The organism is Frankia sp. RB5 (assembly GCF_059816245.1).
The window spans coordinates 107569-134226 of sequence record NZ_JCBATA010000005.1 but is presented as its reverse complement, the minus strand read 5'-3'; the positions used below and the strand labels follow the sequence as shown (position 1 = coordinate 134226).

Here is a 26658-nt window from a genome sequence, read left to right as displayed (position 1 = left end):
ATCGAGCCGACCGGACAACACAACCGGCGGTGAGGGAAGGGCCGCTGCTTCGTCGATGCGTGGAGTTGGAAAGGAGGGGCCCGGTGAGTGCCATGGTTGCTAGTCCCGCCGCCGATGGATCCGATGTGGATTCGGTCCGTGCCTTGCAGCACACGCTTTACCGGACGGCCAAGGCCGATCCCGGACGGAAGTTTCATGCGCTCTGGGACAAGGTTCACCGCGGGGACGTCCTGGAGCGTGCGTGGGTCAAGGTGCGTGCCAACAGGGGCGCTCCTGGCATCGACCACACCACGGTGGCCCAGGTTGAGGAGTACGGGGTGACCCGGCTGCTGGGCGAGCTGGCCACCGAGCTGCGGGAAGGGGCGTACCGGCCGATGCCGCTGCGGCGGGTCTGGATCCCCAAACCTGGGGGGAAAGACGAAATGCGGCCGTTGTCGATTCCCGCTGTTCGAGACCGCATCGTGCAGACGGCGCTCAGGATCGTGCTCGAGCCGGTCTTCGAGGCCGACATGGCCGGGTGTTCGTTCGGGTTCCGCCCGCGACGCTCGGCCCACGACGCCCTGCAGGTACTCGTCGACGAGTGCTATCGGGGCAGGCGGTGGGTGGTGGAGACGGACATCGCCGACTGTTTCACGGCGATCCCGTTCGACGGTTTGATGCGGGCGATCGAGGAACGGGTCTGCGACCAGTCGCTGCTCAGGCTCTTGCGTGCGGTCCTGCGCGCCGGGGTGATGGGTGGCAGTGAGGTGAGGCGGCCGGTTAGCGGGACTCCACAAGGGGGTCCGCTGTCGCCGTTGCTCTGCAACGTTTACCTGCACCGGCTTGACCGGGAGTGGGATGAGGGTGACGGGGCGCTGGTGAGGTTTGCCGACGATCTGCTGGTGATGTGCTGGTCGCGAGATCAGGCGGAGCGGGCGTTGGAGCGCCTGATCCGCCTGCTCGCCGATCTGGGCCTTACGCCCAAAGCGGCAAAGACCCGTATCGTGCACCTCCAGCCTGATGGTGGGGGCTTGATTTTCTCGGCTTTCATCATCGGCTGGTGCGGTCCCGGGGAGTTCTCGGGAAGCCGAAGGTGACGTTTCTCGCGCGCTGGCCTTCGGACAGGGCGATGCGGCACGCTCGGGACCGGATACGGGAGATAACCGCCCGGTCTCAGCAGCTGCTGTCGCCGGAGGTGATCGTGGAACAGCTCAACGTCTTTCTTCGGGGCTGGGCTGGGTACTTCCGCTTCGGGCACTCTGCCCGGCGCCTTGTCGCTATCTGGTGGTTTGCGCGGGGGCGGCTGGCCCGGTTCGTCCGGGCTCGCTACCGGCGCAGCATGGGGTTCGGCTGGTGGGTTCTCGTGAGCTCACGGCCGGTTGACCTCGGACTGGTCAGCCTGTCTGGGATAACTGTCTCGCCCAGGGCTGGGAAGCCCTGGTGGGAGAAACCGAATGCCGGCGGTGAACGACGTCGGTAAGCCGTGTGAGGGAGAACCTCATGCACGGATTGACGGGGGGCGGCTGGAGACGGAGCATGCCAGGGACGGCCGGGATGAAAAACGTGCGGGAAACCGCGCGGACAAAGGTACCGGACCATGTGCCTAAAGCGAGATGCCACCGCGCCAGTCGCCCACCCTACTCGGTGACCTCCGTCGGCAACGCCCCAAACTCCCGCACCTGGCGCAGGAACTCCTCGTCCGACAGCTGGTCGACGGCTACCTCACCACCGCGGTGCGCGGCCGTGGACCAGCCCGAGACGGCGAGCAGACGCGGGGCGGGGCCGCCCTCGCGCTCCACCGCCACCGTGAGCCGGTAGGCGAGCAGAGCACCCATACTGTGCCCGAAGAAAGCGAACGGCCGGCCGTCCAGCTCATCCTCGACGGCGTCGTAGAGGGCCTCCACCAACGGCTCCCAGGCCGTGTACGGGGCCTCGGCCCGCCGGTTCTGCCGGCCCGGTAGTTGGCTACGGCCTGGCCTATGCGTCCGGGCTCATCATGGCCGGGCGGCTCGGCGACATCTTCGGCCGCAGACGGCTGTACGCCATCGGGCTGTTGCTGTTCACGGTGTCGTCGCTCCTGTGCGGGCTCGCCCCGGATCCCGTCGTGCTGATGCTCGCCCGGGTAGTGCAGGGCGTGGCCGCCGCCGTGCTGTCACCGCAGGTGCTGACCATCCTGGGTACCGCGTACACCGGGCTCGCCCGGCAGCGCGCCTTCACCGCGTACGGACTCGTGCTCGCGTCGGCGTCGGTGGGGGGCCAGCTGATCGGCGGGCTGCTGATCAAGGCCGATGTGGCCGGCCTGGGCTGGCGCAGCTGCTTCCTGATCAACGTGCCGATCGGCGTGCTGGCGCTGCTGCTGACCCCCCGGGTGGTGCCGGAGTCCCGAGCCGACGGCAGCGGCAGGCTCGACATTGTGGGCACGGTGCTGGTGACGCTCGGCCTGGCGGCCGTCGTGCTCCCACTCGTCGAGGGACGTGAGTAAGGGTTCTCAAAAGGCATGACAGTTTCCCAAAATGGATTTCGTCGATCTATGTCCTGGCTGAACTCCGCGAGCGTCCACCCGTTCTTCCGTTCCGTCCGAGACAACAACCCTGCCACATATGCCTGCGCCTGCGCACGAGGCTGCTCGGACCGGAAACAGCCCTTCAAGCGGGCGAACAGCTCTTCCAGCTCCGCATCCCACACCGCGACGTCCGTCTCGGATACGCTGCCCGGCGCGGCCGCCGTCGCATCCTCATGTGTATTCACAAGCCATGAAGATCACGCGGTGGCCGCCCCATGCCACCCGGCGCGCCGCACCCCCGAACAAGGACCACATGGCAGCCGCTGGGACTGTGTAGTACTAGAGCGTGGCGCCGTCGAAGAGCTGGTGGCGGTCTCGGCCCTGCCGTTTGGCTGTGTACATGGCGACGTCCGCGGCGCGTACGAGTTCGTCGGGAGTGGAGGTCGTGGGACCGGACAAGGCGATGCCGATACTTGCGGTCACAGTCCTCGCCGGTGTCTCGTGGGAGCTGAATGTCGAGACAGCCACGAGAATTCGTTTGGCGACCGCCTCGATCTCGTCTGTGGAGGTGATGTTCTGGCAGAGGACGGCGAACTCGTCACCGGCGAGCCTGGCGACGAAGTCGCCGGGACGGACGGCCCGGCGGATCCGATTCGCGACGGCGCACAGCAGATCATCCCCGGCCTGATGACCTAGCGAGTCGTTCACGGCCTTGAATCCGTCGAGGTCGACGAAGAGGAAACCGAGGCGCCGTGCGTGTTCCTGGGCTTCGACGATGACCTGTCCGAGGTGATCGAACAGTGCGGCCCTGTTCGGTAGTCCGGTCAGTGTGTCGTGCAGAGACTGATAGCGGGCCTCGGCGGTGTTGTGGGCCATCGACGCGGCGCTGGAGATCTGGGTGGCGGCCAACGTGAGGAAGGTGCGGTAGTCACCGTCCAGAGGAAGACGATCACTGATACCGGCCACGAGGAGTCCGATGGGAGGATCGTCCCCTCCTGCTGTGAGGGGGACGACGAGCGCGCGGTCAGCGGACGGGACGTCGGTGATGGGCTGGAGCTCGAGCCGGTCGAGGAGCCGTCTGGAGATCAGCATCCGGCCGGAGACCAGCGAGTCCCCGAACTCGGGCAGAAGGCCGTCGGGGTCGAGCGTGCCCGGGCGGGAGAACACGTCCGGCACCGCGGCCAGGCCGGCCGTCGCCACAGGCCGCAGCACCAGCCGAGGGGTGCGGGGATCCCGTAGGAGGATCACACAGTACGGGACGTCCGCCGAGGTATGGCTCAGCGCGCCGACCGCGTCCGTGAACACTTCCCCGGAGGTCTGTGCGTGGACGGTGACACCCGCGATCTCGCGCAGGCAGGAGAGTCGCCGCAGCCCCACGACGTGCCCTGTCGTTTCGTGTGCCGCCAAGAACACCCCCAGTACTTCGGCGGTCGGGATTCGCCGAATGGGGCTGAAGGAGAAGGTGAAGTGACTCTCCTGCAGGTACCCGTGTCGGTCGAGCAGGACCGGCAGATCCTGCGACCAGGTGGCCCCGCCGCCGGACATCACCTGGCCGAGTAGCGGCCCGACGACTGGCATTACCTCCGCAAAGACCTCATGATAGGGACGACCAATACACTCTGGGTATTTTTCCCCCATATACGGAGCTATTCCATCATTCTGAATAATGATGAGATCTGGCCCCCATAGGACCTGCATCGGAAAACGGGACTCCAGGCAGATACTCACTGCCATACGCAGCTCGGTGCACCAGCCGCGCAGCGGTCCGAGCGGCGTGGCGGACCAGTCCATGGCCGACATCAGTTGGCCCACCTCGCCGCCAGAGGCGAAAACCTGAGCCATCCCACGCGCACCACGCCCGGGGTCTGCCTCGTCCCGCCAGGCATCGCGAGGATCCGGGAAGACTCCGGCGCCGCCCTGCGGGTCCTTTCTGCCCATTTCGCACTTCGTTCATCGGCCCGCCGGACCGGCGGGCACTGTCGGATATACACAGTTCCGCATATTGCCACCAGTACTGCCGTTCCCTACTAAGCTGCCGATGAAACGGCCACCGGGCCGAGCCCACCATCGATGGGATCACCGGCGCCTTCGGTATCCCTTGCCCGACGATGTACCGCCACCTGGCCGCCCACATGGACGGCCGCGACCGCATCCTGGTCGTCTACCGCACGCCCGCCTCGGCAGGCTCTGTTGCACAGGGGCCTGGTCGTTCCCCGGCCACGTCGCCGACGTCTGCGGAAAGTCCGTCGTCTGGATGTTGGTGGGCCGGAGTCACCGTCCGGCGCTGGTGATCAGGGCGGTCTGGAGGTCCGTCACCGGATCGGCGGAGGAGGTCCGGCTGCGCCACGCGACATGCCCGTCGGGGCGGACGAGGACCGCCCCATCGGGCGCGACGCCATACAGGCTCGGCCAGTTCGGTTCGGTGATCGCATGGCTGTCGACCGGTGCCCCGGTGGCGTGATCGGCAGCTCCACCTTGCGTAGGTCCGGTTCGACGCCGCAGACGCGCAGGATCTCCATCGCCCGTGAGTGCACGCCACGGGCACGGGGCAGCGGTGACGCGTCGACGCCGCCTGGCGGCGAAACCAGCGGGACGACAAGCGGCGTTTCATCCAGGAGGCGGAGACGTGGGTGTCGCTCGGCGTGCATCCGCACCTGTGCGCCTGCCACTACCGGCAGGCGGACGCGGCCTGGCCGCGCATCGCCGGCGCGGACCGGCTCGCCGGCCCGGCGGCCGGCCCGGATGCCACGCCCGCCGCGCCGGCGGCCGCGGACACCGAGCCGGCCTAAGTCGGCGGCGTCCTCACACCCGGGCCGCAGCCTCCGGATCGCCGACGTCGGCGGCGCCCGCTGCGACCGGCGGGAGGTCCGGTCGAGCCGCCGCCGTGGGTCGAGAGTCCAGGCCGAACGAGGCGACGGCCGCCGCGACGAGCGCCCCGGCCGACACGTACCAGGCGTGCTGGAAGACCGCCTCGCTCGCCGCGCCGGAGGCGCGGCCCAGGATCGCCACCAGGAGGCTGATCCCGATGACCGAGCCGAGCTGGGTGGCCATCGTCACGATCGCGCTGCCGGTCGCGGAGTCCTCCGGCGGCAGGCCGACCGTCGCCCGGGTGATCGCGGTCGGCACCGCCAGGCCGTAACCCAGGCCGAGGACCACCCAGGTCGGCAGGAACGCGGCCAGAAACCGCGGCTCGTCGGTGACCAGGCCGGTCAGCATGAACGTACCGATGACGGCCAGCAGCGCGCCCGCGACCGCGATCCGTCCCGCCCGCAGCCGGGTACGCGCCTGGAGGGTTTCCGCGACCGCCGAGCCGACGGCGAACATCACCGGGCCAGGCGTGGAGGCCAGCCCGGTGCGGATCACCGAGTAGTGCCAGTGACCCTGGAGCCACAGGATCGTCGAGAGCAGCTCAATCCCGAAGGCCACGAAGGCGACGGTGGCCACCAGGTTGGCAGTGGTGAACACCCGGTTGCGGAACAGGGAGAGGGTGACGACCGGCGCCGGGTGGCGGGCGGAGCTGGCCAGGAACAACGCCAGCGCGACCGCCACGAGGACGAACGCGACGATCACCCGGCCGCTCGACCAGCCCCAGTCCGGCGCCTTGACCAGCCCCAGGGCCAGTGCGCCGATCGCGACGATGAGTAGCCCGCCGCCGCGCAGGTCGGGCAGGTGGTCGCCGGCGTCCCGGCTGCTGGGCAGGTAGCGGACGCCCAGCGCGATCGCGGCCGCCGCGACCGGGATGTTCACCAGGAACAGCCACCGCCAGGACGCCTCCACGAGCAGGCCGCCCAGCACCGGGCCGGAGGCGGCCGACAGCGCGCCGGTGGTGAACCAGATCTTCACGTACTTGCCGATCTTCGCCGCCGGCGCGGTCAGCAGCACCAGGCCGAGGCTGGCCGGGGTGAGCAGGGCCGCGCCGACGGCCTGCAGGACCCGGAACCCGACCAGCACCCAGATGTCGCCGGACAGGCCTGCGCCGATGCTGGCGACGGCGAACACGGTCAGGCCGAGCAGGAAGCCACCCTTGCGGCCGAACCGGTCCACCAGGCGGCCGGCCGGCACCAGCAGCGCCGCGTAGACGATCGCGTAGCCGTTGAGCACCCAGCTCAGGTCGGCGAGGGAACCGGCGTGGGTGCCGCGCCCGATGGCGGGCAGGCCCACGTTGGTGACCCACACGTCGAGCTGGGCCAGGAAACTCGCGATCGACAGGATCGCCAGCAGCAGGGCCGGGGAGACGGGCCGGGCTTCGGCGCCCACACGGCGCTGGCTCGGGATGGACGGGACGGCGCCGGGGCTGGGACCGGCCCGGTCGGGCTGGGCGTCCTGCTGAGTCATGAGGTGGCTCGCATCTCGCGGTCGGGGGCCCGGCGTGTGCGCGCGGCGCCCGGTCGGCATGGAGGCCCAACGATCTGGACTGTTCAGTAAAGAACCCTGACGGTTCTGGACTATTCCGCCAACAACCAGATCCGTGGATACCATCGCCCGATGGGGCGCCCACCTGGCTTTGACCGGCGGGAGGTGCTGGCGGCCGTCGAGCGTGAGTTCCGCAAGAGCGGCTACGACGGGACGACTCTCGATGACATCTCGGCCGCGACGGGGCTCGGCCGCGGCAGCCTCTACGCCGCCTTCGGCGACAAGCACGCGCTGTTCCTGGCCGCGTTGGGGGACTACTGCGACCAGGACGAGGCGTCTGACGCGGCCGCGTTGGAAGGCCCGGACGAGACCGCGATGGAGCGCCTGCGGGCCTACCTCATCGACTCGGTCGACCGGCAGCTGAACGACCCCGAGCAGCTGGCCTGCATGGCCAGCCGCTTCACCGTCGAGCTGGCCGGGCGCGACCAGGAGGCCACGGCCCGGCTACGCCACGGCTTCGACGCACAGCGGGCGGCCCTGGCCGGCTGCCTGCGGGCCGCGCAGCGCAACGGCGACCTCGATCCAGCAGCCGAGCCGGTCACGCTGGCGACGTTGCTGGTCGTCGGCTTCCGGGGCATCAGCTCCCTGATCGGGATCGGGCTGGACCGGGCAGAACTCGTCGCTGTCATCGACGCGATCCTGGCCGGCCTGCCCCGGCCACCTGGGCCCCGGGTTCACCAGGCTGCCACACAGGAGCCGTATTCTCAGGTGTGACCGAGTCCGAAGATCAGCCGACGTTCCATGACCTCGGGCTTGGTACCCCGGTCCTGCGAGCCCTCACCGAACTCGGCTACGAGGTGCCGTCGCCGATCCAGGTCGGCACGATCCCCGCCCTGCTCGAGGGCCGCGACGTCGTCGGCCTCGCCCAGACCGGGACCGGCAAGACCGCCGCGTTCGCTCTCCCGATCCTGTCCAGGATCGACGCGCACAGCGCCGCCACCCAGGCGCTTGTGCTCGCCCCAACCCGGGAACTGGTCCTGCAGGTCGCCGAGGCGTTCGGCCGGTACGCCCACCACCTCACCGGCCTGCGTGTGCTGCCCGTCTACGGAGGGCAGGCCTACGCTCCCCAGCTGGCCGGGTTCCGCCGCGGCGCGCAGGTCGTCGTCGGCACTCCCGGGCGGGTTATCGACCACCTGGAACGCGGGACGCTCGACCTGGGCAGCCTGCGCACGCTGGTCCTCGATGAGGCCGACGAGATGCTCCGGATGGGCTTCCAGGAGGAGGTCGACCGGATCCTCGCCGACACCCCCGACGCCAAGCAGGTCGCGCTGTTCTCCGCGACGATGCCCGCGCCGATCCGCCGCATCTCCCGGCAGTACCTGCGCGACCCGGTCGAGATCACCGTCAGGGCGCGGACCGTCACCGCCGCGAACACCCGGCAGCGGTTCCTGACCGTCGCCGGGCCGCGCAAGATGGACGCGCTCACGCGGTTCCTCGAAGTCGAGCCGTTCGAAGCAATGATCATTTTCGTGCGGACGAAGTCGGCGACCGAGGACGTCGCCGAGCGGCTGCGCAGCCGCGGGTTCGCCACCGAGGCGATCAACGGCGACCTCAGCCAGCCGCAGCGCGAGAAGCTCATCGCCCAGCTCCGCGACGGCTCTCTCGACCTGCTCGTCGCCACGGACGTCGCCGCCCGCGGCCTCGACGTCGAACGGGTCACCCACGTCGTCAACTACGACATCCCCACCGACCCGGAGTCGTATGTCCATCGCATCGGCCGTACCGGCCGCGCCGGGCGCAGCGGTGAGGCGCTGCTGCTCGTCACCCCCAGGGAAAAGGGCCTGCTCGCCGCGATCGAGAAGGCGACCCGCCAGCCGCTCGCCGAGATGGAACTCCCCACCGCGGCGGATGTGAACGCCCGGCGGGTCGCGAAGTTCCACGGCGCGATCACCGCCGCGCTCGACGCGCCGGCCCACGCCGTGTTCAGGGACCTGATCCTTGGCTACACCCACGAGCACGACGTACCGCTCGCCGACATCGCCGCAGCGCTGGCCGTGATGACCCGCCAGGAACCGGGGGAGTTCCTCCTCCCGCCGGACACCGCCCCGCCTGCCCGCGAGAGGCCCGCCCGCGGCGCGGGCGGACCGCGGCCGGTCTATGCCACCTACCGGATCGGGGTCGGGCATCGCCAGCGGGTCACCCCGGGCCAGATCGTCGGGGCGCTCGCCAACGAGGGCGGCCTGGACCGGTCGGACTTCGGCCGGATCGACATCCGGGCCGAGCACAGCCTCGTCGAACTTCCCGCCGACCTGACCAGGGACACCCAGCGGGCGTTGACCCGCACCCGCATCGCTGGCCAGCCCCTCAACCTGCGCCCCGAACGGCCGAGCCGGGAGTCCGGCGCGCGGCCCGGCGCCAGCCGCCGAGGAAAACCCGCCCCCTCCGCCCGCAGGACGCGCCGCCTCGCCTAATCACGCCGTCGACAGGCGCGGGACACATCAGGAGCCTCACAGGGTTCCGCAACATCGCCGTGCACACGCACTTCGACCGCCCACGCACCCCGACGAAGGTCTGCAGGCGGCCGCCACACTCCACCAGACCCATCCCCGGGCTGGGCATCCTGCTGCTGTCCCAGTGGGTCCACGCCGGGTGCGCCCTCGACCTGTTCCGCGCCGGTGGCGCCGGTCTGGGATACCTCGGCCCGCCGTCGCCCGGCGCGGTGTCTGGTGGGAGGGGCCGACGGCAGGGGTATCAGGTGTGTCACCTCCGGACGATGATCCTCAACAGGAGATATACCCGCCGTCGGGATCCGCGGACACGGTCAGGCTGAAGTCGATGGGATCTGGTCCGAGCACATCGTCCGGCCCGCTGTCGATGTCGCCTGGAAACGACACCCTTAGAAAAGAAGTGACACCTTCGACGGATTTGGAAAAGCACAGAAGCGCCCTGTGGATTGGCTGATCAGGATTAATCTCGGCGAAGTGCTCCAGCTTCCAATCTGCTGCCGGCGCGGCCCGGCGGTAGAAATTCGCCACATCCTTGACCGTGTTGTCACCGGGACGGTAGGTCCGACCTGCGTATGGGAAGCCTGTGCTGTCCGTGCAACCAAAATAGGCGCCGTCGTCCTCCAGGGGAACGTCCGAAGGGCGCAATTCGAGTATGGGAAGGTTGTTCAGGGTTTTAGCAAAGCGTCGGTCTCTGGCGGTGCAATCCCCGTCTCGATCAGAGAGGACGGAGCAGCCGGCCACCAGGAGCGCACTCGCTGGCGCGCAGAAGAAAAGTATGATCAGCCCTGTGCGTCTACGGCCTCTGCGCGTCACGGAAAGAAGCATAGCCGGCATTTGACGGACGTGGCGCTGGCAGAGGTTCAGCGGCCGGTCAGATGTTCCATGAGGTCGTCGACTCCCTCGAGGCCGGCAGTGACCACGGTGCCACCGTCGACGACTCCGCGTCCTGGATCAAGGGGTTATCCGCCAGCGGCGCGACGGTGTCGAGGTAGCGGCCGGTGTCGAGGACCTCGCCGCGCAGCCAGCGGGCGCTCACGGACACGACGCAGAGAACGCAGCTGACGACGCAGAGCGCGATCGCGGCAATCTGCCGGCGGCGCCGCAGATACGGTCCCGTGCCCTTTGGCGTCCTCGACGTCCTCGACGTACGCAGTGGTGCGACGCCTGCAGGTGGTGCATCTTCCTGAGCCGCGCCGCCGGTGACCTCCGGCCCGGCCGATGCTGATCCGGAGTGTGCGTACCCGTTGTTCACCAGCCTGGCCCTTCTTTCTGAACGGTGTTCACGAGGTCCGTGGCGCGACGGCGAGGACCGATGTGAACGTGGCAGATTGAACGGGCACATCGCGCCAGGCCCGCGGATCGGTGTCGACTCTGGTCGGCTCGTCAGTCCACAAAGGTCGCGGGGCGTTCGATGGATACCGTGGGCAACTTTCGGGTGAGCGGTACGGGCAGCCACCATGACCACTTACCGAGCATCTGCAGGACGGCTGGGACAATGAGGCAACGAATGACCGCGGCATCCAGCAGGATCGCGACGGCCAGGCCGAGTTCGAACTGCTGAAGCATCCGGTCGGAGCTCAGCACGAAAGCGGCGAAGACCACGGCCGAGCGCGGCGGAGATCGACAGCAGGTTCAGGATGGCCGCCTTGACGGGGATCCAGATGGAGCGGAAGACCAAGGCAGACTAACCACGCGCGCCACGAGTCACCCCGTCGCCACGGGCCCCACCATGGCCGTCGGCTACTGACAGCGACATCGCTCGGCTTGGCTCATGGGGGACGAGAGCTGCGCGCTGCGGGTGCGCTGCGAGCGCATGCCCTCCTCTCGCCGACCTTTCTCGGCTCTGTGGGTGTCGCGGCCGAGGTCGTTCTACGGGTCGAGTCCTGGACCATCTGCCGTGAGATTGTCAGGAGGCGGTAGAGCGGGTGGGTCGGCCGGTGGCGGTGGCGGTGGCGCCGGCGGAAGGCGGCGGGGAACGACGTCGGCGGCGGCCTTGGCTGCGGCGCGGTCGGCTTCGTCCCGTTCGTGGGGCTGGTAGTTCTCGACGGCGCGGCCGACGTAGGCCAGCAGGTCCGGGGTCATCCGGTGCATCGCGCGGTGGTCGTACCAGCGGACGATCAGGGTGCCCGCGAGGAGCCAGCAGGCCAGGCCGATCGCGGCCGCCACGACGCCACGGGTCAGGCCCGCGTCGGCCTGCGCGTCGAAGTACAGGATGGCCCGGTCCCCGGTGAGGATCTGCCGCAGCGGCTCAGCCTCGCTGAGCAGCCGGAAGAACGGGGGTAGTGCCTCGATGGGCACGGTCCCGCCGGCTGAGGCGAGGCCGGCGTAGACGAAGAGCAGGAGGGCGGCCAGCTGCCCCGGGGTGCCGAGCGCCGCGAAGAGCACGATCGTCCCGGCCGCGACGCTGGCCGCGCACAGCCACGTGTACAGCCACAGCAGCAGCGGGTGGGGAGCGTCCATGCTCAGGCCGCCGGCTGCCACCGCGATCATGAAGCCGGTGACGACCGCGGTCAGGACCGCCACCATCGCCCATTTGATCAGGAGGGTCCGCCAGCGGCTGATCGCTTTCGGCTGGAGCTGGGTCCACCGGGGGCCGACCTCGGACGCGCCGTAGCCAAGTGCCGCGTCCACCGTGCCGTGCAGGATTGTTCCGGTCAGGAACCCGCACATGAGGGTCAGCAGCGCCAGGTAGAAGGCGCTCAGGCCCAGCGCGCTGTCGTCGGGCGGGGGGTGGAACTGGCTGGTCGTGACCGTCACAGGGTTGGCCAGGAACGCCGTCGTCGCGACGTCCTGGGTCCCCGCGCCGGCGGCCGCCGTCAGCTGGGCGCTGACCGCCCGCGAGGCGCGGGCGACCGCGGGTTGCAGGATGCCGGTGGCCAGGCTCACCGCCAGCGTGCCGGCACGCGGGTTGGTCAGCAGCTGGAGTGACCCGTCGCCGGTCGTCCCGGTCGTCGGCAGGCCGGCCTTCGCCAGGAGTGAGGCGGTGAAGTCGGGCGGAATCACGATGGTCGCGTACGCGTGCCCGCGGCTCATGGCTCGTTCGGCCTCGGGCAGGGTCACAAGCTCCAGGCGCAGCCGGTGGGACACCGCGGGGCTGGTCCGCAGGCCGTCCTCGATCAGTTTGCCGAGGTCGACGTGTTCTGTTCCCAGGGTGGCCCTGCGGTCGCCGTTGACCACCTCGACCGGCAGGCCGCGCACATGAACCTGCGGATCTACTGCCGACCCGAGGTACAGCGCGGTCATCGCGGCGACGACGACCGAGGCCAGGACCAGCGGTAGCACCCACACGGCCCGTTGCCGCAGCAGGTGGCGCGCACGGACCGGGAACTCGTCCCGCGGTTTCTCGTTCTCCGGGCTCATCAGACCTGCTCGTTTCACTTGGGCCCTGTGGGCCGCATGGTTCGTGTGCCCCGGACCGTTCAGGCAGGAATCAGAACGGGCGTTGTCTTCGCCCGGGCGATGGTCGCGGCGTACAGGAGCAGACCGGCGGTGGTAAGCACGACGCCAGCCCAGACGGTGGACAGGGTTCCCCAGCCGGCGTCGAGCGCGACGGCGCCGCCGATCGCGCCGAGGGAGTTGGCCAGGTTGAGTGCGGCCAGGTTGAGCGCCCCCATCAGGGTCGGGGCGTCCGGCGCGAAGCCGGTCAGCCGGACCTGGATGGTGGGAATCGCGGCCATCATGGTCGCGCCGACGCCGAACAGGCAGGGCAGCAGGACCACCAGGCTGTCGCCGGCCACTCCGATCGGCACGAGGAACGCCAGGACGCCGCCGTAGCCCCAGAGCAACCCGCGGTTCTCGTAGCGGTCGGCGAGATGGCCGCCGAAGTAGTTGCCCGCCGCCATGCCGAGGCCGAAGACGGCGAGCGCGATCGGGATGAGCGAGGCGTCGCGCCGTGCCGCGTCGGTGATGAACGGGCCGATGAAGGTGTAGACGGCGAAGATGCTGGAGATTCCGAGCGCCGCGGCGGTGACCATCAGCCAGACGTTGACACGGCGCAGGGCGCTCAGCTCGTTCGTGATGGAGCCGCCGCTCAGGTCGGCGGTGTGGGGCAGCCAGGCGACCAGGGCGGCGCCGGCGAGCAGCCCGACGCCGACCACGGTCCAGTACATGACCCGCCAGCCCGCGTGCTGGCCGACGAAGGTGGCCAGCGGTGAGCCGGCGATGGTGGCGATGGTGAGCCCCCCCATCACGGTGGCGAACGCCCTGCCGCCTTTGCCCGGGCCGTAGACGTACGCGGCGACGACGGCGCCGGCGCCGAAGAACCCGCCCTGCACGCTGCCGGCGACGAACCGGAAGAGGACGAGCAGCGTGATGTTCGGTGCCAGCGCGGACAGCCCGTTGCCGACCAGAAACAGCACGATCAGGCCGAGCAGTAGCGTGCGCCGGTTGACCCGGGCGGCAAGCAGGATGATCGCCGGGGAGCCGATCACCACTCCGAAGGCGTATGCGGTGATCGCATGGGTCGCGACGGGGATCGACACGGCCAGATCGAACGCGAACAGCTGGATGACACCGTTGCTACCAAACTCGCCGGTGCCGATCGCGAAGGTGCCGAGTGCCAGTGCGAACAACGTCATCCTGGGACTGCGGGCGGGTGAGCCGGCGTAGGCGTGTCGTTTCTCCTCGGCGCACTGGCCTTCATATGCACTCTGATGCATCGTCCATCCTTGACGGAAAGCGGTCGAATGTGTCACCGCGGCCGCGTAATTCGTCAGCCCGCGGCGCGTTTGATGAGCTCGGCGGTTACGGCGGGCTGCGCGATCATCGCGACGTGCGAGGCGTTGACCTCGGTGGTGCGTGCGCCGGCCCGCTGCGCCATGAACCGCTGCGCTGCGGCGGGCAGCACATTGTCGTTGCGGGCGACGAGATACCAGGAGGGAATGGCCTTCCAGGCCGGCGAGCCTGAGGCCGGCTCCTGCAGCGCGCGCACGTCGCTCGGCCGCTGGCCGGCCCACATCAGGTCGGTGGTCGGCCGCGGCAGGTCGCCGGCGAACACGTCGCGGAAGACGTCTTTCCTGATGTATCCGTCGACGCCCGCACCGTAGGCACGGATGTCCAGCGCCGTCTCGTTCAGCTTGCTTCCCGGGTACTTCGTCTGCAGACCCAACAGCGTCTCCCCCTGATCGGGGACGAACGCGGCCACGTAGACCAGCGCCTTCACGTTCGCGTTGCCGGCCGCGGCGTTCGTGACGACGATCCCGCCATACGAGTGCGCGGCCAGGACCAGCGGGCCGCTGAGGGTGGCGAGGATGCTCGCCAGGTAGGCGGAGTCGGTGGCCACGCCGCGCAGCGGGTTCGGTGGCGCGATGATCGGGTAGCCGTCGCGGACGAGCCGGGCGGCGACGCCGTTCCAGCCGGAGGCGTCGGCGAACGCGCCGTGCACGAGTACCACCGTGGGGCGCTGCCTTTTGGCGGGCTGGGTGAGTGCCTGCGCGGTGGGCGCGCCGGCCAGGGCGCCGGTCGCGACCGTGGCGGATCCAACCAGGATCGTCCGGCGAGTTGTCGTCATCGATATGGACCCTTCAATGCCCGTTGTTTTCGGTGGCGATCGAGATCCAAACATAGAGCCGGGTTCTTGACGGCCACTGAACGAGTCAGAGTGGACCTGAGCCGCCGATGAACTGGCGGTTCACTCGTCGTCAAGTTCGCCGATCTAACCTACGGGCATGAGGTCGACAAAGAGCGATACCGCGCTGAAGTGGGGCCTCTGGTCCCACGTTCTCTCCTACATCCTGGCCAATCTTGTCCAGGTCGCGCTGTGGGCTACCCTCACGCCGGACCACTTCTTCTGGCCGCTGTGGTCCATCGTGGCCTGGGGAATCGGCCTGGGATTCCATGTCTGGGCCTTCTACCGGCGGCCCGGCGTGAGGTCCACCCACTGAGCTGCCTCCTGCCGCGCCGAGCCCGGACGCGGACCGATGACCGTGCGTTCGCTGGCGGCAAGGGTCGTGGCGCCGCGATCAGCCGTCGTACGCCGCCCCCGCCAGGCTGGCCAGCAGTTCCTCCGCGCGGTGGGCGAACAGGTGGGCCTCGCGCTCGGTGGAAAGCGCGCGAGCCCGCTCGGCGGCGGCCCGGACGGCGGCGGTGGGCTCGCCGCGAACCCGCATGAGCCGCGCGCGCACCAGGAGTATGTGGCCTTCGGCGTAGCGTTCGCCGTAGGTGTCGAGGAGCTCCTGCGCCCGGTGGAGGGCGCCGGCGGCCTCGGCCGGCATCCCGGCCGCCAGCCACATCTCGGCGAGCAGGCCGTACCAGGAGGCCAGGCACGAGCGGGGCGGGTCAAGCAGGGTCGCTTCGATGATCTCCTCCGCGGCGGCTGCCGCGCCGGCCGCCGCCCTGCCGGCCGCCTCCTCGCCGGCCGTGGCCCGCGCCCAGCACCGGGCCAGCCGCGGGTAGCTGCCGAGGAAGGCGAAGGAGAGATCCCGGTCGACCGCGATCCCTCGCTCCGCCACGCGCAGCGCCCAGGCCGGGTCGCCGGCCAGCGCCGCTACGGTCGCGGCGAAGGCGGACCAGACCGCGACCGCATAGGGGTTGTCGCCCGCCGCAGCCTCCAGCTGGTCGAGTAGCGCCCGCGCACCGGCGACGTCACCGTGCAAGGCGGTCATCAACGCGAGCATCACCGGCGAGAGAAGCTGCAGGTCGTGCCGGAGCCGTTCCTCCTCATGCTGGGCCAGGCGCATAGCCAGGTTGGACTGGCTCAGGTACCGGAACGCCTCGCCGATGTTGCCGACACCCCACTGGTGGATTCCCCAGGCATGTCGGCCATACGCTTGTACGACCGAGTCGGCGGACGCTTCGCCCTGTTCGAGCAGCCGGCGCGCCAGCGGGCCGGCCTGGTCGAGCTGAATGCTTTGGGCGTAGGCGAGCCAGCGGGAGAAGAGGAAGTCGGCTGCCTCCCGCTCCCGGCCGAGGCCGCGCGCCAGGTCCTCGGCGCGCTCCAGCATTTCGGCCGGGGAGCCGGCGTACCCGGACCGCATTCCGACGACCGCGGTGAGCAGCGACAACGCGGACAGCTCCAGCTCCGCCAGACCCGCCGTCCGGGCCACCCGCGCGGCCGACTCCAGCTGCTGTGCGGCAGCCTCGAACGCGGCCTTGACCGCGGCACCATGGCCAGCGCGGATCAGCGCGGCCGCGGTCCTGGCCGGGTCCGCGAGCGGGCCGGCGGCCCACAGATGGTGGGCGAGGCGCTCGTCGACGGCCTCGCCGCCCACGACGGAGCGCTCCAGCGCGTCCGCGACGCGCAGGTGCAGCCGGGTGGCGCGGGGCGGCGGCGTCGTGCGGACAACCGACTCGCGGACCAGGTCGTGCGCGAAGCGGAACGAGAACGGGTCGCCGGGCGGGGGCGAGAGCAGGCCGAGCGCGTCCAGGGGCTCGAGACGGTCGATGCAGGTCTGCGTGTCCAGGCCGGCCGCGCCCGCGAGCAGGCCGACGTCGACGTCCCGGCCGATGAGCGCGGCGATCTGCACCAGGCCTCGCGTGTCCTCGTCGAGGCCGGCCATCCGATCGCGGACGACGTCCCGAACGGTGGATGGCACACCGGCCTGCGCGGCGGCCTTCTCGGTGAGCACCCTGCCGTCCGCGAGGAGCCGGGACAGTTCCCGGACGAAGAACGGGTTGCCGGCAGTGCGGATGTGGATCCGGTAGGCGGCCCGGGTGCCGGGGATGTGGCCGGTCTCGCGGCGAACGAGCTCCGCCACCTCGGTCAGGTCGAGCGGGCCGAGCCGAATCCGGCGGTGCCTGGGCAGGCGGCTGGCCGCGGCGAGCATCCGCGCCAGCTCGGAGCCGGGCGCGGGTGCGCGGTCGCGGAGGGCGCCGATGATCGCGGTGCCATGCGGCAGCCGGGCCGCCAGGTGGCTGAACATCTCCAGCGAGGCGACGTCGGCCCACTGGAGGTCGTCGACGACGAGTACCACCGGCCGCCGGGCCGAGATCTGGCCGAGAAGTGCGACGACCCACTCGAACAGGCGGAACTGGGCGCCGCCGTCCGGCAGCCCCGGTCCGGCGAGGAAGTCGCCACGCGGCGCTACGAGGTGGCCGAGTTCGCCGGCGCGCCACTTCTCCCGCTCCGCGGCGGGCAGGCCGTCGAGGACGGCGCCGACCGTCTGCACCCACGGCCACATCGACGGCGTCCCGTCGCCCTCCAGGCAGCGACCCCAGACGACGAGCGCGCCACGCCGATCTGCCTCGGCGCTCGCCTCCTCCAACAGGCGGGTCTTGCCCACCCCCGGCTCGCCCTCGACGATGACCAATCCCGTGCCGCCGGTGAACGCCGAGCCCACCGCGCGCCGCAGCACCTCGAGCTCCTCGGCTCGACCGATGAGGCCGCCGGCGCGCGACGCGACGACCGCGGAGGCCCGCGGCCGCTCGGATGGCCTCGCCTCGGCGGGTCCGGCGAACGTTGGTGGCCCGGGCGGCCGCCGGACGGGCACCGGCCCGGGAGCCGTTCCGCTCGGTTCGTCGCCGTCAGTGCCGGCCGGCTCGGTCGAAGGCTGGCTCAGCACCCGCAGATGCGCGGCCAGCAGAACGGGCCCGGGATCAAGGCCCAGCTCGTCGGCGAGCCGGGCGCGGATCGTCCCGAACACCGCCAGTGCCTCCGCCTGCCGACCGCCCGCGGCCAGGGTGCCGATGAAACTCGCCTGCACCGTCTCGTGCAACGGCGCCATCTCCGCGGCCAGGCGCAACGGCTGGAGCACACGCTCCGGTTGGCCCCGCGCGACCGCGAGGTCGGCCGCCGTCACACACGCAGCGAAGAACTCGTCGTTGAGCGCGGTGAACAGGGAGAGGGCGGCCGATCCGTGGAGCAACCCGTCGCCGGCGGGTCCGTGCCAGAGCTCCAGCGCCTGCGTGTAGCGGTCGAGCGCCGCGTCGAGGCGCCCCTGGACGACGTGCGTCCTGGCCTCGTCGACCAGCTCCCGGAATCTGACGAGGTCCAGCACCCCTGGGCCGACCGCGAACAGATATCCGCTGCCGCGCCGCCGCAGGTAGGAGCCGGTCTCGCGGGCTGCCAGCGTGGGCTCCAGCAGGCGCCGGAGCGCGCCGATGTACTTCTGGAGAATGTTGAGCGCCGAGGCCGGGACGTCGTCGTCCCAGATCAGATCGATCAGTTCGCTCGTGCTGATCGGTCGGCCCGCGCGAACGAGGAGCAGCGCGAGCAGGTACGCCTGTTGGCGGGGTCCGGCATCGAGCTCCACGCCGCCCCGCCAGAGCCGCAACGGACCGAGGACCTGGAGTGACAGGTGTCCGCTTGGAACGGGTTGTCTATGGCTACCAGGACGGACAGACGGCGGTGACATGACCACGCCTGTTCTACTCCTGAGGTGCCGAGACCGATCGGCGAATCGCGCGTGATGGCCGGGCGGGCCGGCGCCGGCCCGCGCACCTGCGAATCGCGGGCACTGCCGACATCGCCCGCAGCATCTTCGCATGGCCACGCGGTATCGACCACAGGTTCCGCCAGGCAGGCTGTCCGCGTCACCCTTGTCACCCCGGCGCCGAACCGCGCACCCCCCGTCGCCAGGCCCAGCACCAACCGGCCGGTTGGTGCTGGGCCTGGCCGGCGATCGTCAGTTGGATCGCGCACGTGCGGGCGCGGGAGGCGGCGGAAGTGCCGGCGGGGACGGGTCCTGCGCCTCGTGAAGGCCATGGCGGACGTAGAAGCGCCGCAGAGGCGTCGGTGCCCACCAGTTCAGGTTCCCGAGCAGCCGCATCGTGGCCGGGACGAGCAGTGCCCGGACTACGGTCGCGTCGACGAGGATCGCGATGATCATCGCTACGCCGATCAGCTTGATGAACGTGATGCCGGAGGTCGAGAACAGCCCGATCACGACCAGGATGAGGATCGCGGCGCTGGTGATGATCCTGCCGCTGCGCTGCAGGCCGACCGCGACGGCGGTGGTGTTGTCGCCGGTCCGGTCGTACGCCTCGCGGATCCGGGACATCAGGAAGACCTCGTAGTCCGTCGACAGCCCGAACACGATCGCGAGGACGAGGATCGGCTGGGTGGCCTCCAGCGTCCCGGTCGAGGTGAAGTCCAGCAGGCCGGACAGGTGGCCGTCCTGGAAGATCAGGACCAGCGCGCCGAACGACGCGCCGAGCGACAGCACGTTCATCACGATCGCCTTGATCGGCAGCACGACCGACCCGAAGGCGAGGAACAGCAGGATGAACGTCGCGCCGACAATGATCAGTGCCATCCACGGCAGCAACCGCGCGGTCGAGTGAAGCTGGTCGGCCAGCTCCGCGGTGAAGCCGCCGACGAGCACCTGGCCGCCGGGCGGCGCCGGTATGTCCCGGATCCGGCTCACCAGGTCCCGCGCCTGCGCCGAGATCGGGTCGCCCTCGTAGTTGACGGTGACCCGGGAGACGTCGCCGGACCGTGCGGTGACCGCCGCCGTGCTCACCCCGTCGATGCCCTGGACGGCGGCGACGTACCGCTCCAGGCCCGCCGGGTCGGGGGCAGTCACGATCGCCTCGATCGGCAGCTGGCTGTTCTGGACGAACTCCCGGTCGGAGATCTCGGAGACCACGCGGCTCTCGGTGCCCGCCGGCAGCGCCCGCGGGTCGATGCCGCCGAACTCGACGCGCAGGAACGGCGCGCCGGCGAGCAGCAGCACCGCGAGCACACCCAGCGCGTACCGAACCGGGCGGCGCATGATGCTGTGCGCCAGGCGGTACCAGAATCCGTGCTCCTCTCCGCCCGTCGAGGAAGCCGGCCGCGACGCGCGGCGGAGCCCTGGCACGGAGAGCGCGTTCACCCGCGGGCCGAGGACACCGAGCAGCGCGGGCAGCACGGTCAGCGCCGCCAGCATCGCGACCACGACGGCGGACAGGCCGCCAAAGCCCATCGAACGCAGGAAGCCCATCGGGAAAATCAACAGCGCGGCCAGCGACACCGCTACGGTCACGCCGGAGACCGCGACGGTATGGCCCGCGGTGGCCATGGTGCGCGCGACCGCGTCCTCGACGTCCAGACCGCGCGCGATCTCCTCCCGGAATCGTCCGACCATGAACAGGCCGTAGTCGATCGCCAGGCCGAGCCCGAGGATCGTGACCAGGTTGACGGAGAAGACCGAGACGTCCATCGCGTAGCTCAACCCGCGCAGCGCGGTGAACGCCCCGAGGATGGCCAGGCCGCCGATCGCGAGCGGCAGGCTCGCCGCGGCCACGCCACCGAAGACGATCACCAGCAGTACCAGGAGTACCGGCGTGGAGATGATCTCGGCCCGGGCGATGTCCGATCCCACCCGCTCCCGGATGTCGCGGCTGACCGCCGTGATCCCGCCGACCTGGGTCCGCAGGCCCGGGGCGGCGAGCATGCCCTCGATGTCCTCCAGTCCTTCGATGCGCTGCTGCTCGTCCCCGGCCAGGGTCAGCACCGCGTAGGTGGAGCGCCGGTCATGGCTGACCAGGGCAGGGCTGTTCGTAGCCCAGTAGGTGATCGTCCTGGTCACCACGTCGCGCGGGAGCGCGTCCAGCGCGTTGGTGACGGCCTGCCGGTACACCGGGTCGTCGACCGTCCGGCCCGGGCTGCGGTAGAGCACGACGAGGTCGTTGCCGGTCCGGCCGAGCGTCGTCTCGGCCCGGTCGAGGGCGCGGGAGCTCTCGCTGGCCGGATCGTCGAACCCTCCCGCGCCGACCAGGCCGAATATCTGGGTACCCCAGAGGCCGCCGAAGGTCAGGAAGGCCCCGGCCAGGCCCAGCACCCACCATCGCCGACGGAAAATGGCCCGTCCGAATCGTTCGAACATCGCTGCCCCCTCGGGAATGCCGCGCGACCCGGCCGCGCTGTGGAAACCAGGACCTGAAGGGCGGGCGGACCTGCGGGCGCCGCATTACTGGATGTCGTTTCTCCGCGCCGCCTCCGCGCTGCCATGGCGGGACGAGCCCATGGTGGGACGAGTCCATGGTGGGACGAGTCCATGGTGGGACGAGTCCATGGTGGGACGAGTCCATGGCGGGACGAATCAACGGCGGCGATCCAGGACCGGCCGCGTCCGCCTGCTTTCGGTCACCGTAGAGCGGCGCTCTTGACGGGAAGTGGACATCCAGTGGATTCGTCGCCGTACGCGGCCGGCGCGCGACTCCGGGCGGGCATTCGGTTTGCCGCGTCCCAATGGCGCTGCACAAATCGTCAACCGCCGGCTGTTGTACTCGGGCTCAGAACTTCGACCAAAAATCGACCAGGGGAGACCGATACACATGTCGCAGCCCACTGTTGTCCTCGTACATGGCGCCTTCGCCGACGCTTCCAGCTTCGCCATGGTGATTCCCGGCCTGCTCGCCGATGGCCTGCGGGTCGTGGCGCCGGCGGTACCGAACCGCTCCCTCGTAGGAGACGCCGAATACCTCGGAGCCGTTCTCGCGGCCATCGACGGCCCGGTCGTTCTCGTGGGCCATTCGTACGGCTGCGCGGTGGCCACCGTGGCCGGTGTCGCCGAGAACGTCGTGGCCCTGATCTATCTCGCCGGCTTCGTGCCGGAGGAGGGCGAGTCCCTCGGCGAGCTGCAGGGCCGCTTTCCCGACTCCGACCTCGGCCAGGCGCTGGAAGCCATCCCCTTCCAGGGCGGCGTCGAGCTGTCGGTTGACGTCGAGAAGTTCCCGACGGTCTTCGCCCACGACGTCGACCCGGCCGTGGCCGTGGTGCTCGCCGTGTCGCAGCGGCCGTTGTCCGCGGTGGCGTTCGGCGAGAAGGCGCCCGCCGCCGCCTGGCACGGCAGGCCGGCGTGGGGCGTCGTCGCCGCCGCGGACCACACCATCAATCCGGACGTCCAGCGTTTCGCCTATGGGCGCGCGGGGATCGAGACCGTCGAGGTGGACTCGTCACACCTGGTGATGTTCTCCCAGCCGGCGATGGTGACCGATCTGATCAGGACGGTCGTCAGGTCGGTGACCGGGTGACCCGGTGACGCTCGGCTCGCTGCCCGGTGGCGGGAACACCACAAGAACGGGGAAGCGCCATGTGCTCCCGTCGTCGCGTGACGGGCCCGCCCCAGCTTGGATAGAGTCGATGTGCTGCGGCCCGACGGAGACCGCGAGCGGACTACGTCGCGAGCAGGCAACATCGCCAGCTGACTGAGCTGTCAGATCATCCGGGAGTCAACAGGACGTGGCTGGGCGAGCCAATCCCGTTCGGCCCGACAACGGAGATCCAGCGACCGGTGTCGGTTCGTTGCACCTGCAGATTCTCGGCCCGTTGCGGCTTTGGCGGGGCGGCGCGGAGCTGGACATCGGCCCCCGTCAGCAGGCGCAGCTGTTGGCCCTGCTCCTGGCGCGCGTGGGCCGCCCGGTGAGCACGAGTGAACTGATCGACCTGATCTGGGCCGAGGATGTCCCTGTCAGCGCGCTCAACGTCATCCACAAGTACGTCGGGGGATTGCGCCGGGTGCTCGAACCGGCGCTCCCCGTCCGGGAATCTGGTGCGTACCTACACCGCCGCGGCAACGGCTATGTGTTCACCGCCGACCCCGGCACGCTGGACCTCGTCACGTTCCGGGAGCTCGTCAGCGCGGCGCGGGCCGCCGGCGCCGAGCAAGCCCGCGAGATGGCGCTCGACTACTACGTCGAGGCGCTCGGCCTCTGGCAGGGCCCCGCCGGCGACGGGGTCTTCCAGGCAACGACCTCCCCTCCGGTCCTGGCCGCCCTCGACAACGAGTTCCATACCGCCTGCGCGACAGCGGCCGAGCTGGCCGTGGCGTTGGTCCAGCCGGCACGGGTGATCCCGCCCTTGCAGCTGGCCGCGTCGATGGCACCTTTCCACGAACCCGTACAGGCCAGCCTCATCACCGCCCTCGGCGCCGCAGGACGGCAGGCGGAGGCGCTGTCGGTGTTTCACGCGGTCCGCGGCCGTCTCGCCGACGAGCTCGGCATCGACCCCGGCCCGGCGCTGCAAGCCGCGCACCTGCGGGTCCTGACGCAGAACCCGCCGTCGACGGTGGGGGCGAGCAAGGAAAGCGCGGGCGAGCGCGTACCGGCGCAACAGGCGGGCGGCCTCGTCGGCCGGGGCGAGGAACTCAACGTGCTGCGGCAGGCCGTCGAGGATGCGCTGGGCGGCGGCGGCGGGCTCGGCCTCGTCGAGGGCGAGCCGGGGGTGGGCAAGACGCGCCTGCTGGAGCAGGCCGCCGCCGCCGCGGACCAGCGTGGCGCGCTCGTCGTCTGGGCTTCCTGCCTGGAAGGCGCCGGAACACCCTCGATGTGGCCGTGGGAGCAGGCGCTCGCCGTCGTTCTCGACAGCCTGCCCGTGTCGGCGCGCGAGAAGTGGCTGGCCAGCGAGCTCGGTGGTCTTCTCGCGTCTCGTTACGAGGTCGCCTCGCCGCCGGTTTCCGGCGGCCGTGCCCAGTTCCGGCTGTTCGAGCAGGTCGTCACCGTCATCGGCCAGGCCTCGGCGGAGCGGCCGCTGCTGCTCGTCATGGACGATCTTCAATGGGCTGATGCCGCGTCGCTGCAGCTGTTCGGCCACCTGGTGGGCCGGCTGCCCGCCCGCACCGCCGTCATCGGGGCGCTGCGAGACCGCGCACCCACACCGGGCTCCGACCTTTCGCGGGTGCTGGCCGCCGCCAGCCGGCTGCCCAGCCACCGCCGTATCCGACTAGGCCCGCTCAGCCGGGCCGACGTGGCCGAACTCATCCGTCGCGAGACCGGGCACGAACCCGGCGCGGACGTCGCCCGCAACATTCACGTGCGCACCGCTGGCAATCCTTTCTTCGTCCGTGAGCTGTCGCGGCTCCTCCTCGACCACGACGCGCTCGGCGACGGCGACGCGTCGGCCCGCGCCGGGGTCCCGTCCACGGTGCGCGACGTCGTCCGCGAGCGGATGGCGGGTCTCGACGACGAAGGGCGCGACCTGCTGAGGATCGCCGCGCTCATCGGCCGTGACGTCGACCTCGGACTGCTCGCCCGTGCCGCCGGCGTCGACATCGGGGACTGCCTCGAACGCCTCGAACCGCCGCGCGCGCTCGGCCTGCTCGAATCGGGGCCGAACGCCCCGTTCTCCTGGCGCTTCGCGCACGACATAGTGCGCGAGTCGGTCACCGAGACGACGGCGTATCAGCAGGCCGTCCGGCTGCATCTGCGCGTCGCGGACGCACTCGAGGAAAGCCGGGCCGACGACGAGTCGATCACTGAACGCCTCGCCTACCACCTGATGGCCGCGGGTCCCCTCGCCGACCCGGTTCGCACCGTCGAGGCGCTCAAGCGCGCCGGCCGCCGCGCCGCGACCAAGCTCGCGTTCGCGGCGGCCGATCGGCATCTCGAACTGGCCGCCCAGATCGCGCGGACCGCGGGGCTCCCGGAGCTCGAGCTCTCCGCCCTCTCGCTGCTCGCGATCGCCCCGCGCAGGCAGGCCGGGTTCGGCGGCACAACGTTCGACCTGCTGGAACGCGCGGAGCACTTGGCGCGCCAGCTAGGCCGGGAGGTCGAGGCCGCCGGCCTCCTCTTCGCCCGGCTGTTCGGGGCGTTCACCTTCCTGGAGTGGGACCGCGAACGCCTGGTCCGCCGGCTGTTCGACCAGGGGGAGGCGTCCCGCGACCCGGTCGTCCGGGTGTACGGCCGGCAGGCCTGGGGCCTGCATCAGTGGGACTGTGGCAACATCGGCGAGGCATACCGATGCCTCAGCGCGAACGACCCCGCCCTTCTCGAAGGGGATGTCTCGTCGTACAGCGAGACCCCGATCCGACGGGACGTCTCAGGTGAGTGGCCCGGCTGGCTGGCCGTCGTGACCGCGCTCCACGGTGACGTCGCGACCGCGGGCTCCATGATCGACAAGTGGAACGGCCCTGAGGACCCGTACGCGGTCGCGACCTGGGCCTACTACATCACCATCGTCGCGTCGATGGTCGGTGACGCCGGCTGGGTGATGCGTACGATCGACCGGTGGATGGCCGTGGGTACCGGTCATGCCGCCATCCAGCAGGAGCACTACATCCGGCTGAACTGGTACTGGGCCCGGGCCCTCACCGGCGACGACCCGGCCGGCACGGCGGCGGAGGCCGCGCAGCTCCTGGCCGGGACCCTGGTCGATCCGCCGCGGTGGGGCGTCGCTTACCACCACGCGCTGATCGCCGACATGTGGCTGGCCGCCGGCAGGCCAGACGACGCGGGCGCCGCACTCGACCGAGCGGGCCAGGCCCTCGACACCCACGGCCAACGCTACGCCGAAGGACTCGTCCTGCTGCTGCGGGCGCGCCTGCTCCACGCCCGGGGCGAACCCGTGGGCGTCGTACGCGCCGCCGCCGAAAAGGCCCGCGAGCGGTCCGTCCAACGCGAGTCCTACCTCTTCGCCCGCCGCGCCGAGAGCTTCCTCGCGGAGCTTTGATCGTGCTGTTCGGCGCCGGGAAACGCCGGGTGCGCGCCCAGGCGAAGCACGTTCGGCTGCTGGCCCGCGGCGCTGCCACCGACCGTCACAGGGGAGGGGGTCAGCTGGGCTCGGCGGGTGGTGAACCAGCCGAACCCTGCGGCCGTGAAGAACATGACGATGCCGTACACCACGCCGGGGATGGCCATCTCGGCGCTGTTCAACAGCGCCGGGCTCAGCGCGACCGTGATGGCGAGCGCGGTGTTGTGGATGCCGATCTCGAACCCGGCCGCGACGGCCGTTCGGTGGTCGACGTCGGCCAGGCGCGGTACACCGTAGCCGACCAGCAGGCTCACGATGTTGAAGACCAGCGCGGCCAGCCCGACCGAAAGGAAGTTGTCGACGAGGTTTCCCCGCTGCCCGTACAGCACGGCGGAGATGACGCTGAGGAGGACCACGACCGAGAGCACCTGGACGGGTCGGTTGAGCCGCTGCGCCACCTTCGGCGCCCGCGCGCGCAGGAGCATCCCGATGGCGACCGGCACGAGCACGATCGTGAAGACCTGCAGCACCTTGTCGGGCCGCAGCCCGACCGCGGCCGCGTCGGTCAGGAAGTATCCGGCCGCGAGGTTCACCACGACCGGCAGGGTGATCACCACCAGCATCGAGCTGGCCGCGGTGAGCGTGATGTTGAGCGCGACGTTTCCGCCGAACAGGTGGCTGTACAGGTTGGCTGTCGGGCCGCCGGGCGACGCCGCGACCAGCATTAATCCGACCGCCAGCTCCGCTGGGAGCTGAAAGGCGAGCACCAGGCCGAAGCAGATCGCCGGCAGCAGCACGATCTGGCAGACAAGCGCGACGACGACCGTCTTCGGATGCCGGCTCACCCGCCGGAAGTCGTCCAGGGTCAGGCCGAGGCCCAGGCCGAGCATGACGACGCCGAGGGCCAAAGGCAGGCTGGCCAGGACCAATGTGAAATCCACGGCATACTCCTCAGATCTGCCGTGCCCGGATCACGCTGGGGTCGGCGC

General features: G+C 70.4%; 22 protein-coding genes and 1 pseudogene. 9 read left to right on the top strand and 14 right to left on the bottom strand.

Annotated elements, in window-relative coordinates:
* The first annotated feature begins 92 nt into the window (after window positions 1–92).
* Complete coding sequence (gene ltrA / locus AC6EXY_RS04155) at window positions 93–1076, top strand: group II intron reverse transcriptase/maturase (RefSeq protein WP_499816646.1); 984 nt, start codon at window positions 93–95, stop codon at window positions 1074–1076.
* A gap of 32 nt (window positions 1077–1108) precedes the next feature.
* Window positions 1109–1459, top strand: coding sequence for a group II intron maturase-specific domain-containing protein (locus AC6EXY_RS04150; protein WP_499816647.1), 351 nt, complete (start codon window positions 1109–1111; stop codon window positions 1457–1459).
* A gap of 157 nt (window positions 1460–1616) precedes the next feature.
* Here the strand turns inward: AC6EXY_RS04150 and AC6EXY_RS04145 are convergent, their stop codons facing one another.
* A complete protein-coding gene (locus AC6EXY_RS04145) occupies window positions 1617–1883 on the bottom strand; it encodes a thioesterase II family protein (RefSeq protein ID WP_243407429.1) in 267 nt (88 codons plus the stop codon).
* A 68-nt stretch (window positions 1884–1951) separates the two neighbouring features.
* On the opposite strand from AC6EXY_RS04145, the gene AC6EXY_RS04140 reads away from it, so the two are divergent.
* Window positions 1952–2461, top strand: coding sequence for an MFS transporter (locus AC6EXY_RS04140; RefSeq protein ID WP_499842294.1), 510 nt, complete (start codon window positions 1952–1954; stop codon window positions 2459–2461).
* Window positions 2462–2511: 50 nt separating this feature from the next.
* Here the strand turns inward: AC6EXY_RS04140 and AC6EXY_RS04135 are convergent.
* The 3 genes and pseudogenes from AC6EXY_RS04135 to AC6EXY_RS04125 form a co-directional block, all read right to left on the bottom strand.
* A pseudogene (locus AC6EXY_RS04135) lies at window positions 2512–2727 on the bottom strand (hypothetical protein); the annotation flags it as partial.
* 94 nt (window positions 2728–2821) lie between these two features.
* On the bottom strand, window positions 2822–4324 hold the full coding sequence (locus AC6EXY_RS04130) for a GGDEF domain-containing protein (protein WP_101831449.1): 1503 nt from the start codon (window positions 4322–4324) through the stop codon (window positions 2822–2824).
* Between the two features lie 429 nt (window positions 4325–4753).
* Window positions 4754–4984 carry an aromatic-ring hydroxylase C-terminal domain-containing protein gene (locus tag AC6EXY_RS04125; protein ID WP_499816648.1) on the bottom strand — a complete coding sequence of 77 codons (231 nt, stop codon included), beginning with the start codon at window positions 4982–4984 and terminating at the stop codon, window positions 4754–4756.
* A gap of 128 nt (window positions 4985–5112) precedes the next feature.
* On the opposite strand from AC6EXY_RS04125, the gene AC6EXY_RS04120 reads away from it, so the two are divergent.
* Window positions 5113–5271 carry a hypothetical protein gene (locus tag AC6EXY_RS04120; RefSeq protein ID WP_165818334.1) on the top strand — a complete coding sequence of 53 codons (159 nt, stop codon included), beginning with the start codon at window positions 5113–5115 and terminating at the stop codon, window positions 5269–5271.
* Between the two features lie 13 nt (window positions 5272–5284).
* Here AC6EXY_RS04120 and AC6EXY_RS04115 read toward each other — a convergent pair whose 3' ends face one another.
* Entirely contained in the window at window positions 5285–6817 is a 1533-nt protein-coding gene (locus AC6EXY_RS04115; RefSeq protein WP_499816605.1) for an MFS transporter, read from the bottom strand.
* A 150-nt stretch (window positions 6818–6967) separates the two neighbouring features.
* Here AC6EXY_RS04115 and AC6EXY_RS04110 point away from each other — a divergent pair, with 150 nt between their 5' ends.
* Both AC6EXY_RS04110 and AC6EXY_RS04105 read left to right on the top strand, forming a co-directional pair.
* Window positions 6968–7609, top strand: coding sequence for a TetR/AcrR family transcriptional regulator (locus AC6EXY_RS04110; protein WP_101831451.1), 642 nt, complete (start codon window positions 6968–6970; stop codon window positions 7607–7609).
* Window positions 7606–9306 carry a DEAD/DEAH box helicase gene (locus AC6EXY_RS04105; RefSeq protein ID WP_101831452.1) on the top strand — a complete coding sequence of 567 codons (1701 nt, stop codon included), beginning with the start codon at window positions 7606–7608 and terminating at the stop codon, window positions 9304–9306. Before AC6EXY_RS04110 ends, AC6EXY_RS04105 begins: the two co-directional genes overlap by 4 nt.
* Before the next feature lie 309 nt (window positions 9307–9615).
* Here AC6EXY_RS04105 and AC6EXY_RS04100 read toward each other — a convergent pair whose 3' ends face one another.
* From AC6EXY_RS04100 to AC6EXY_RS04075, 6 genes are all read right to left on the bottom strand, one after another.
* Complete coding sequence (locus AC6EXY_RS04100) at window positions 9616–10083, bottom strand: hypothetical protein (protein WP_243407431.1); 468 nt, start codon at window positions 10081–10083, stop codon at window positions 9616–9618.
* A gap of 130 nt (window positions 10084–10213) precedes the next feature.
* A complete protein-coding gene (locus AC6EXY_RS04095) occupies window positions 10214–10594 on the bottom strand; it encodes a hypothetical protein (RefSeq protein WP_499816606.1) in 381 nt (126 codons plus the stop codon).
* A gap of 131 nt (window positions 10595–10725) precedes the next feature.
* Window positions 10726–10944 carry an MMPL family transporter gene (locus AC6EXY_RS04090; RefSeq protein ID WP_499816607.1) on the bottom strand — a complete coding sequence of 73 codons (219 nt, stop codon included), beginning with the start codon at window positions 10942–10944 and terminating at the stop codon, window positions 10726–10728.
* A gap of 267 nt (window positions 10945–11211) precedes the next feature.
* The gene (locus AC6EXY_RS04085; protein ID WP_101831453.1) at window positions 11212–12702 is read right to left on the bottom strand and encodes a YhgE/Pip domain-containing protein; all 1491 of its coding nucleotides are present in this window, start codon (window positions 12700–12702) and stop codon (window positions 11212–11214) included.
* A 59-nt stretch (window positions 12703–12761) separates the two neighbouring features.
* On the bottom strand, window positions 12762–14000 hold the full coding sequence (locus tag AC6EXY_RS04080; RefSeq protein WP_101831454.1) for an MFS transporter: 1239 nt from the start codon (window positions 13998–14000) through the stop codon (window positions 12762–12764).
* Between the two features lie 53 nt (window positions 14001–14053).
* Entirely contained in the window at window positions 14054–14851 is a 798-nt protein-coding gene (locus AC6EXY_RS04075; RefSeq protein ID WP_101831455.1) for an alpha/beta fold hydrolase, read from the bottom strand.
* Window positions 14852–15008: 157 nt separating this feature from the next.
* On the opposite strand from AC6EXY_RS04075, the gene AC6EXY_RS04070 reads away from it, so the two are divergent.
* A complete protein-coding gene (locus AC6EXY_RS04070; protein ID WP_499816608.1) occupies window positions 15009–15224 on the top strand; it encodes a 2TM domain-containing protein in 216 nt (71 codons plus the stop codon).
* A gap of 78 nt (window positions 15225–15302) precedes the next feature.
* Here the strand turns inward: AC6EXY_RS04070 and AC6EXY_RS04065 are convergent, their stop codons facing one another.
* Together AC6EXY_RS04065 and AC6EXY_RS04060 are read right to left on the bottom strand one after the other, a co-directional pair.
* On the bottom strand, window positions 15303–18632 hold the full coding sequence (locus AC6EXY_RS04065; protein ID WP_499816649.1) for an ATP-binding protein: 3330 nt from the start codon (window positions 18630–18632) through the stop codon (window positions 15303–15305).
* 270 nt (window positions 18633–18902) lie between these two features.
* Window positions 18903–21041: an MMPL family transporter gene (locus tag AC6EXY_RS04060; protein ID WP_499816609.1), complete on the bottom strand. Its 2139-nt coding sequence runs from the start codon at window positions 21039–21041 to the stop codon at window positions 18903–18905.
* A gap of 496 nt (window positions 21042–21537) precedes the next feature.
* Here AC6EXY_RS04060 and AC6EXY_RS04055 point away from each other — a divergent pair, with 496 nt between their 5' ends.
* Both AC6EXY_RS04055 and AC6EXY_RS04050 read left to right on the top strand, forming a co-directional pair.
* Window positions 21538–22236: an alpha/beta fold hydrolase gene (locus AC6EXY_RS04055; RefSeq protein ID WP_101831458.1), complete on the top strand. Its 699-nt coding sequence runs from the start codon at window positions 21538–21540 to the stop codon at window positions 22234–22236.
* 208 nt (window positions 22237–22444) lie between these two features.
* Window positions 22445–25648, top strand: coding sequence for a BTAD domain-containing putative transcriptional regulator (locus tag AC6EXY_RS04050; RefSeq protein ID WP_101831459.1), 3204 nt, complete (start codon window positions 22445–22447; stop codon window positions 25646–25648).
* Here AC6EXY_RS04050 and AC6EXY_RS04045 read toward each other — a convergent pair.
* Window positions 25603–26610, bottom strand: coding sequence for a bile acid:sodium symporter family protein (locus tag AC6EXY_RS04045; RefSeq protein ID WP_499816610.1), 1008 nt, complete (start codon window positions 26608–26610; stop codon window positions 25603–25605). The two genes, AC6EXY_RS04050 and AC6EXY_RS04045, sit on opposite strands and share 46 nt — an antisense overlap.
* Window positions 26611–26658: the final 48 nt, after the last annotated feature.

What these genes read in the sequence shown, in the direction of transcription:
- AC6EXY_RS04075 (WP_101831455.1), bottom strand. Translation starts at nt 14,851, where the DNA reads ATGACGACAACTCGCCGGACGATCCTGGTTGGATCCGCCACGGTCGCG.
- AC6EXY_RS04085 (WP_101831453.1), bottom strand. Translation starts at nt 12,702, where the DNA reads ATGAGCCCGGAGAACGAGAAACCGCGGGACGAGTTCCCGGTCCGTGCG.
- AC6EXY_RS04115 (WP_499816605.1), bottom strand. Translation starts at nt 6,817, where the DNA reads ATGACTCAGCAGGACGCCCAGCCCGACCGGGCCGGTCCCAGCCCCGGC.
- AC6EXY_RS04130 (WP_101831449.1), bottom strand. Translation starts at nt 4,324, where the DNA reads ATGGCTCAGGTTTTCGCCTCTGGCGGCGAGGTGGGCCAACTGATGTCG.
- ltrA (WP_499816646.1), top strand. Translation starts at nt 93, where the DNA reads ATGGTTGCTAGTCCCGCCGCCGATGGATCCGATGTGGATTCGGTCCGT.
- AC6EXY_RS04055 (WP_101831458.1), top strand. Translation starts at nt 21,538, where the DNA reads ATGTCGCAGCCCACTGTTGTCCTCGTACATGGCGCCTTCGCCGACGCT.
- AC6EXY_RS04070 (WP_499816608.1), top strand. Translation starts at nt 15,009, where the DNA reads ATGAGGTCGACAAAGAGCGATACCGCGCTGAAGTGGGGCCTCTGGTCC.
- AC6EXY_RS04110 (WP_101831451.1), top strand. Translation starts at nt 6,968, where the DNA reads ATGGGGCGCCCACCTGGCTTTGACCGGCGGGAGGTGCTGGCGGCCGTC.
- AC6EXY_RS04080 (WP_101831454.1), bottom strand. Translation starts at nt 14,000, where the DNA reads ATGCATCAGAGTGCATATGAAGGCCAGTGCGCCGAGGAGAAACGACAC.
- AC6EXY_RS04150 (WP_499816647.1), top strand. Translation starts at nt 1,109, where the DNA reads ATGCGGCACGCTCGGGACCGGATACGGGAGATAACCGCCCGGTCTCAG.
- AC6EXY_RS04065 (WP_499816649.1), bottom strand. Translation starts at nt 18,632, where the DNA reads ATGTCACCGCCGTCTGTCCGTCCTGGTAGCCATAGACAACCCGTTCCA.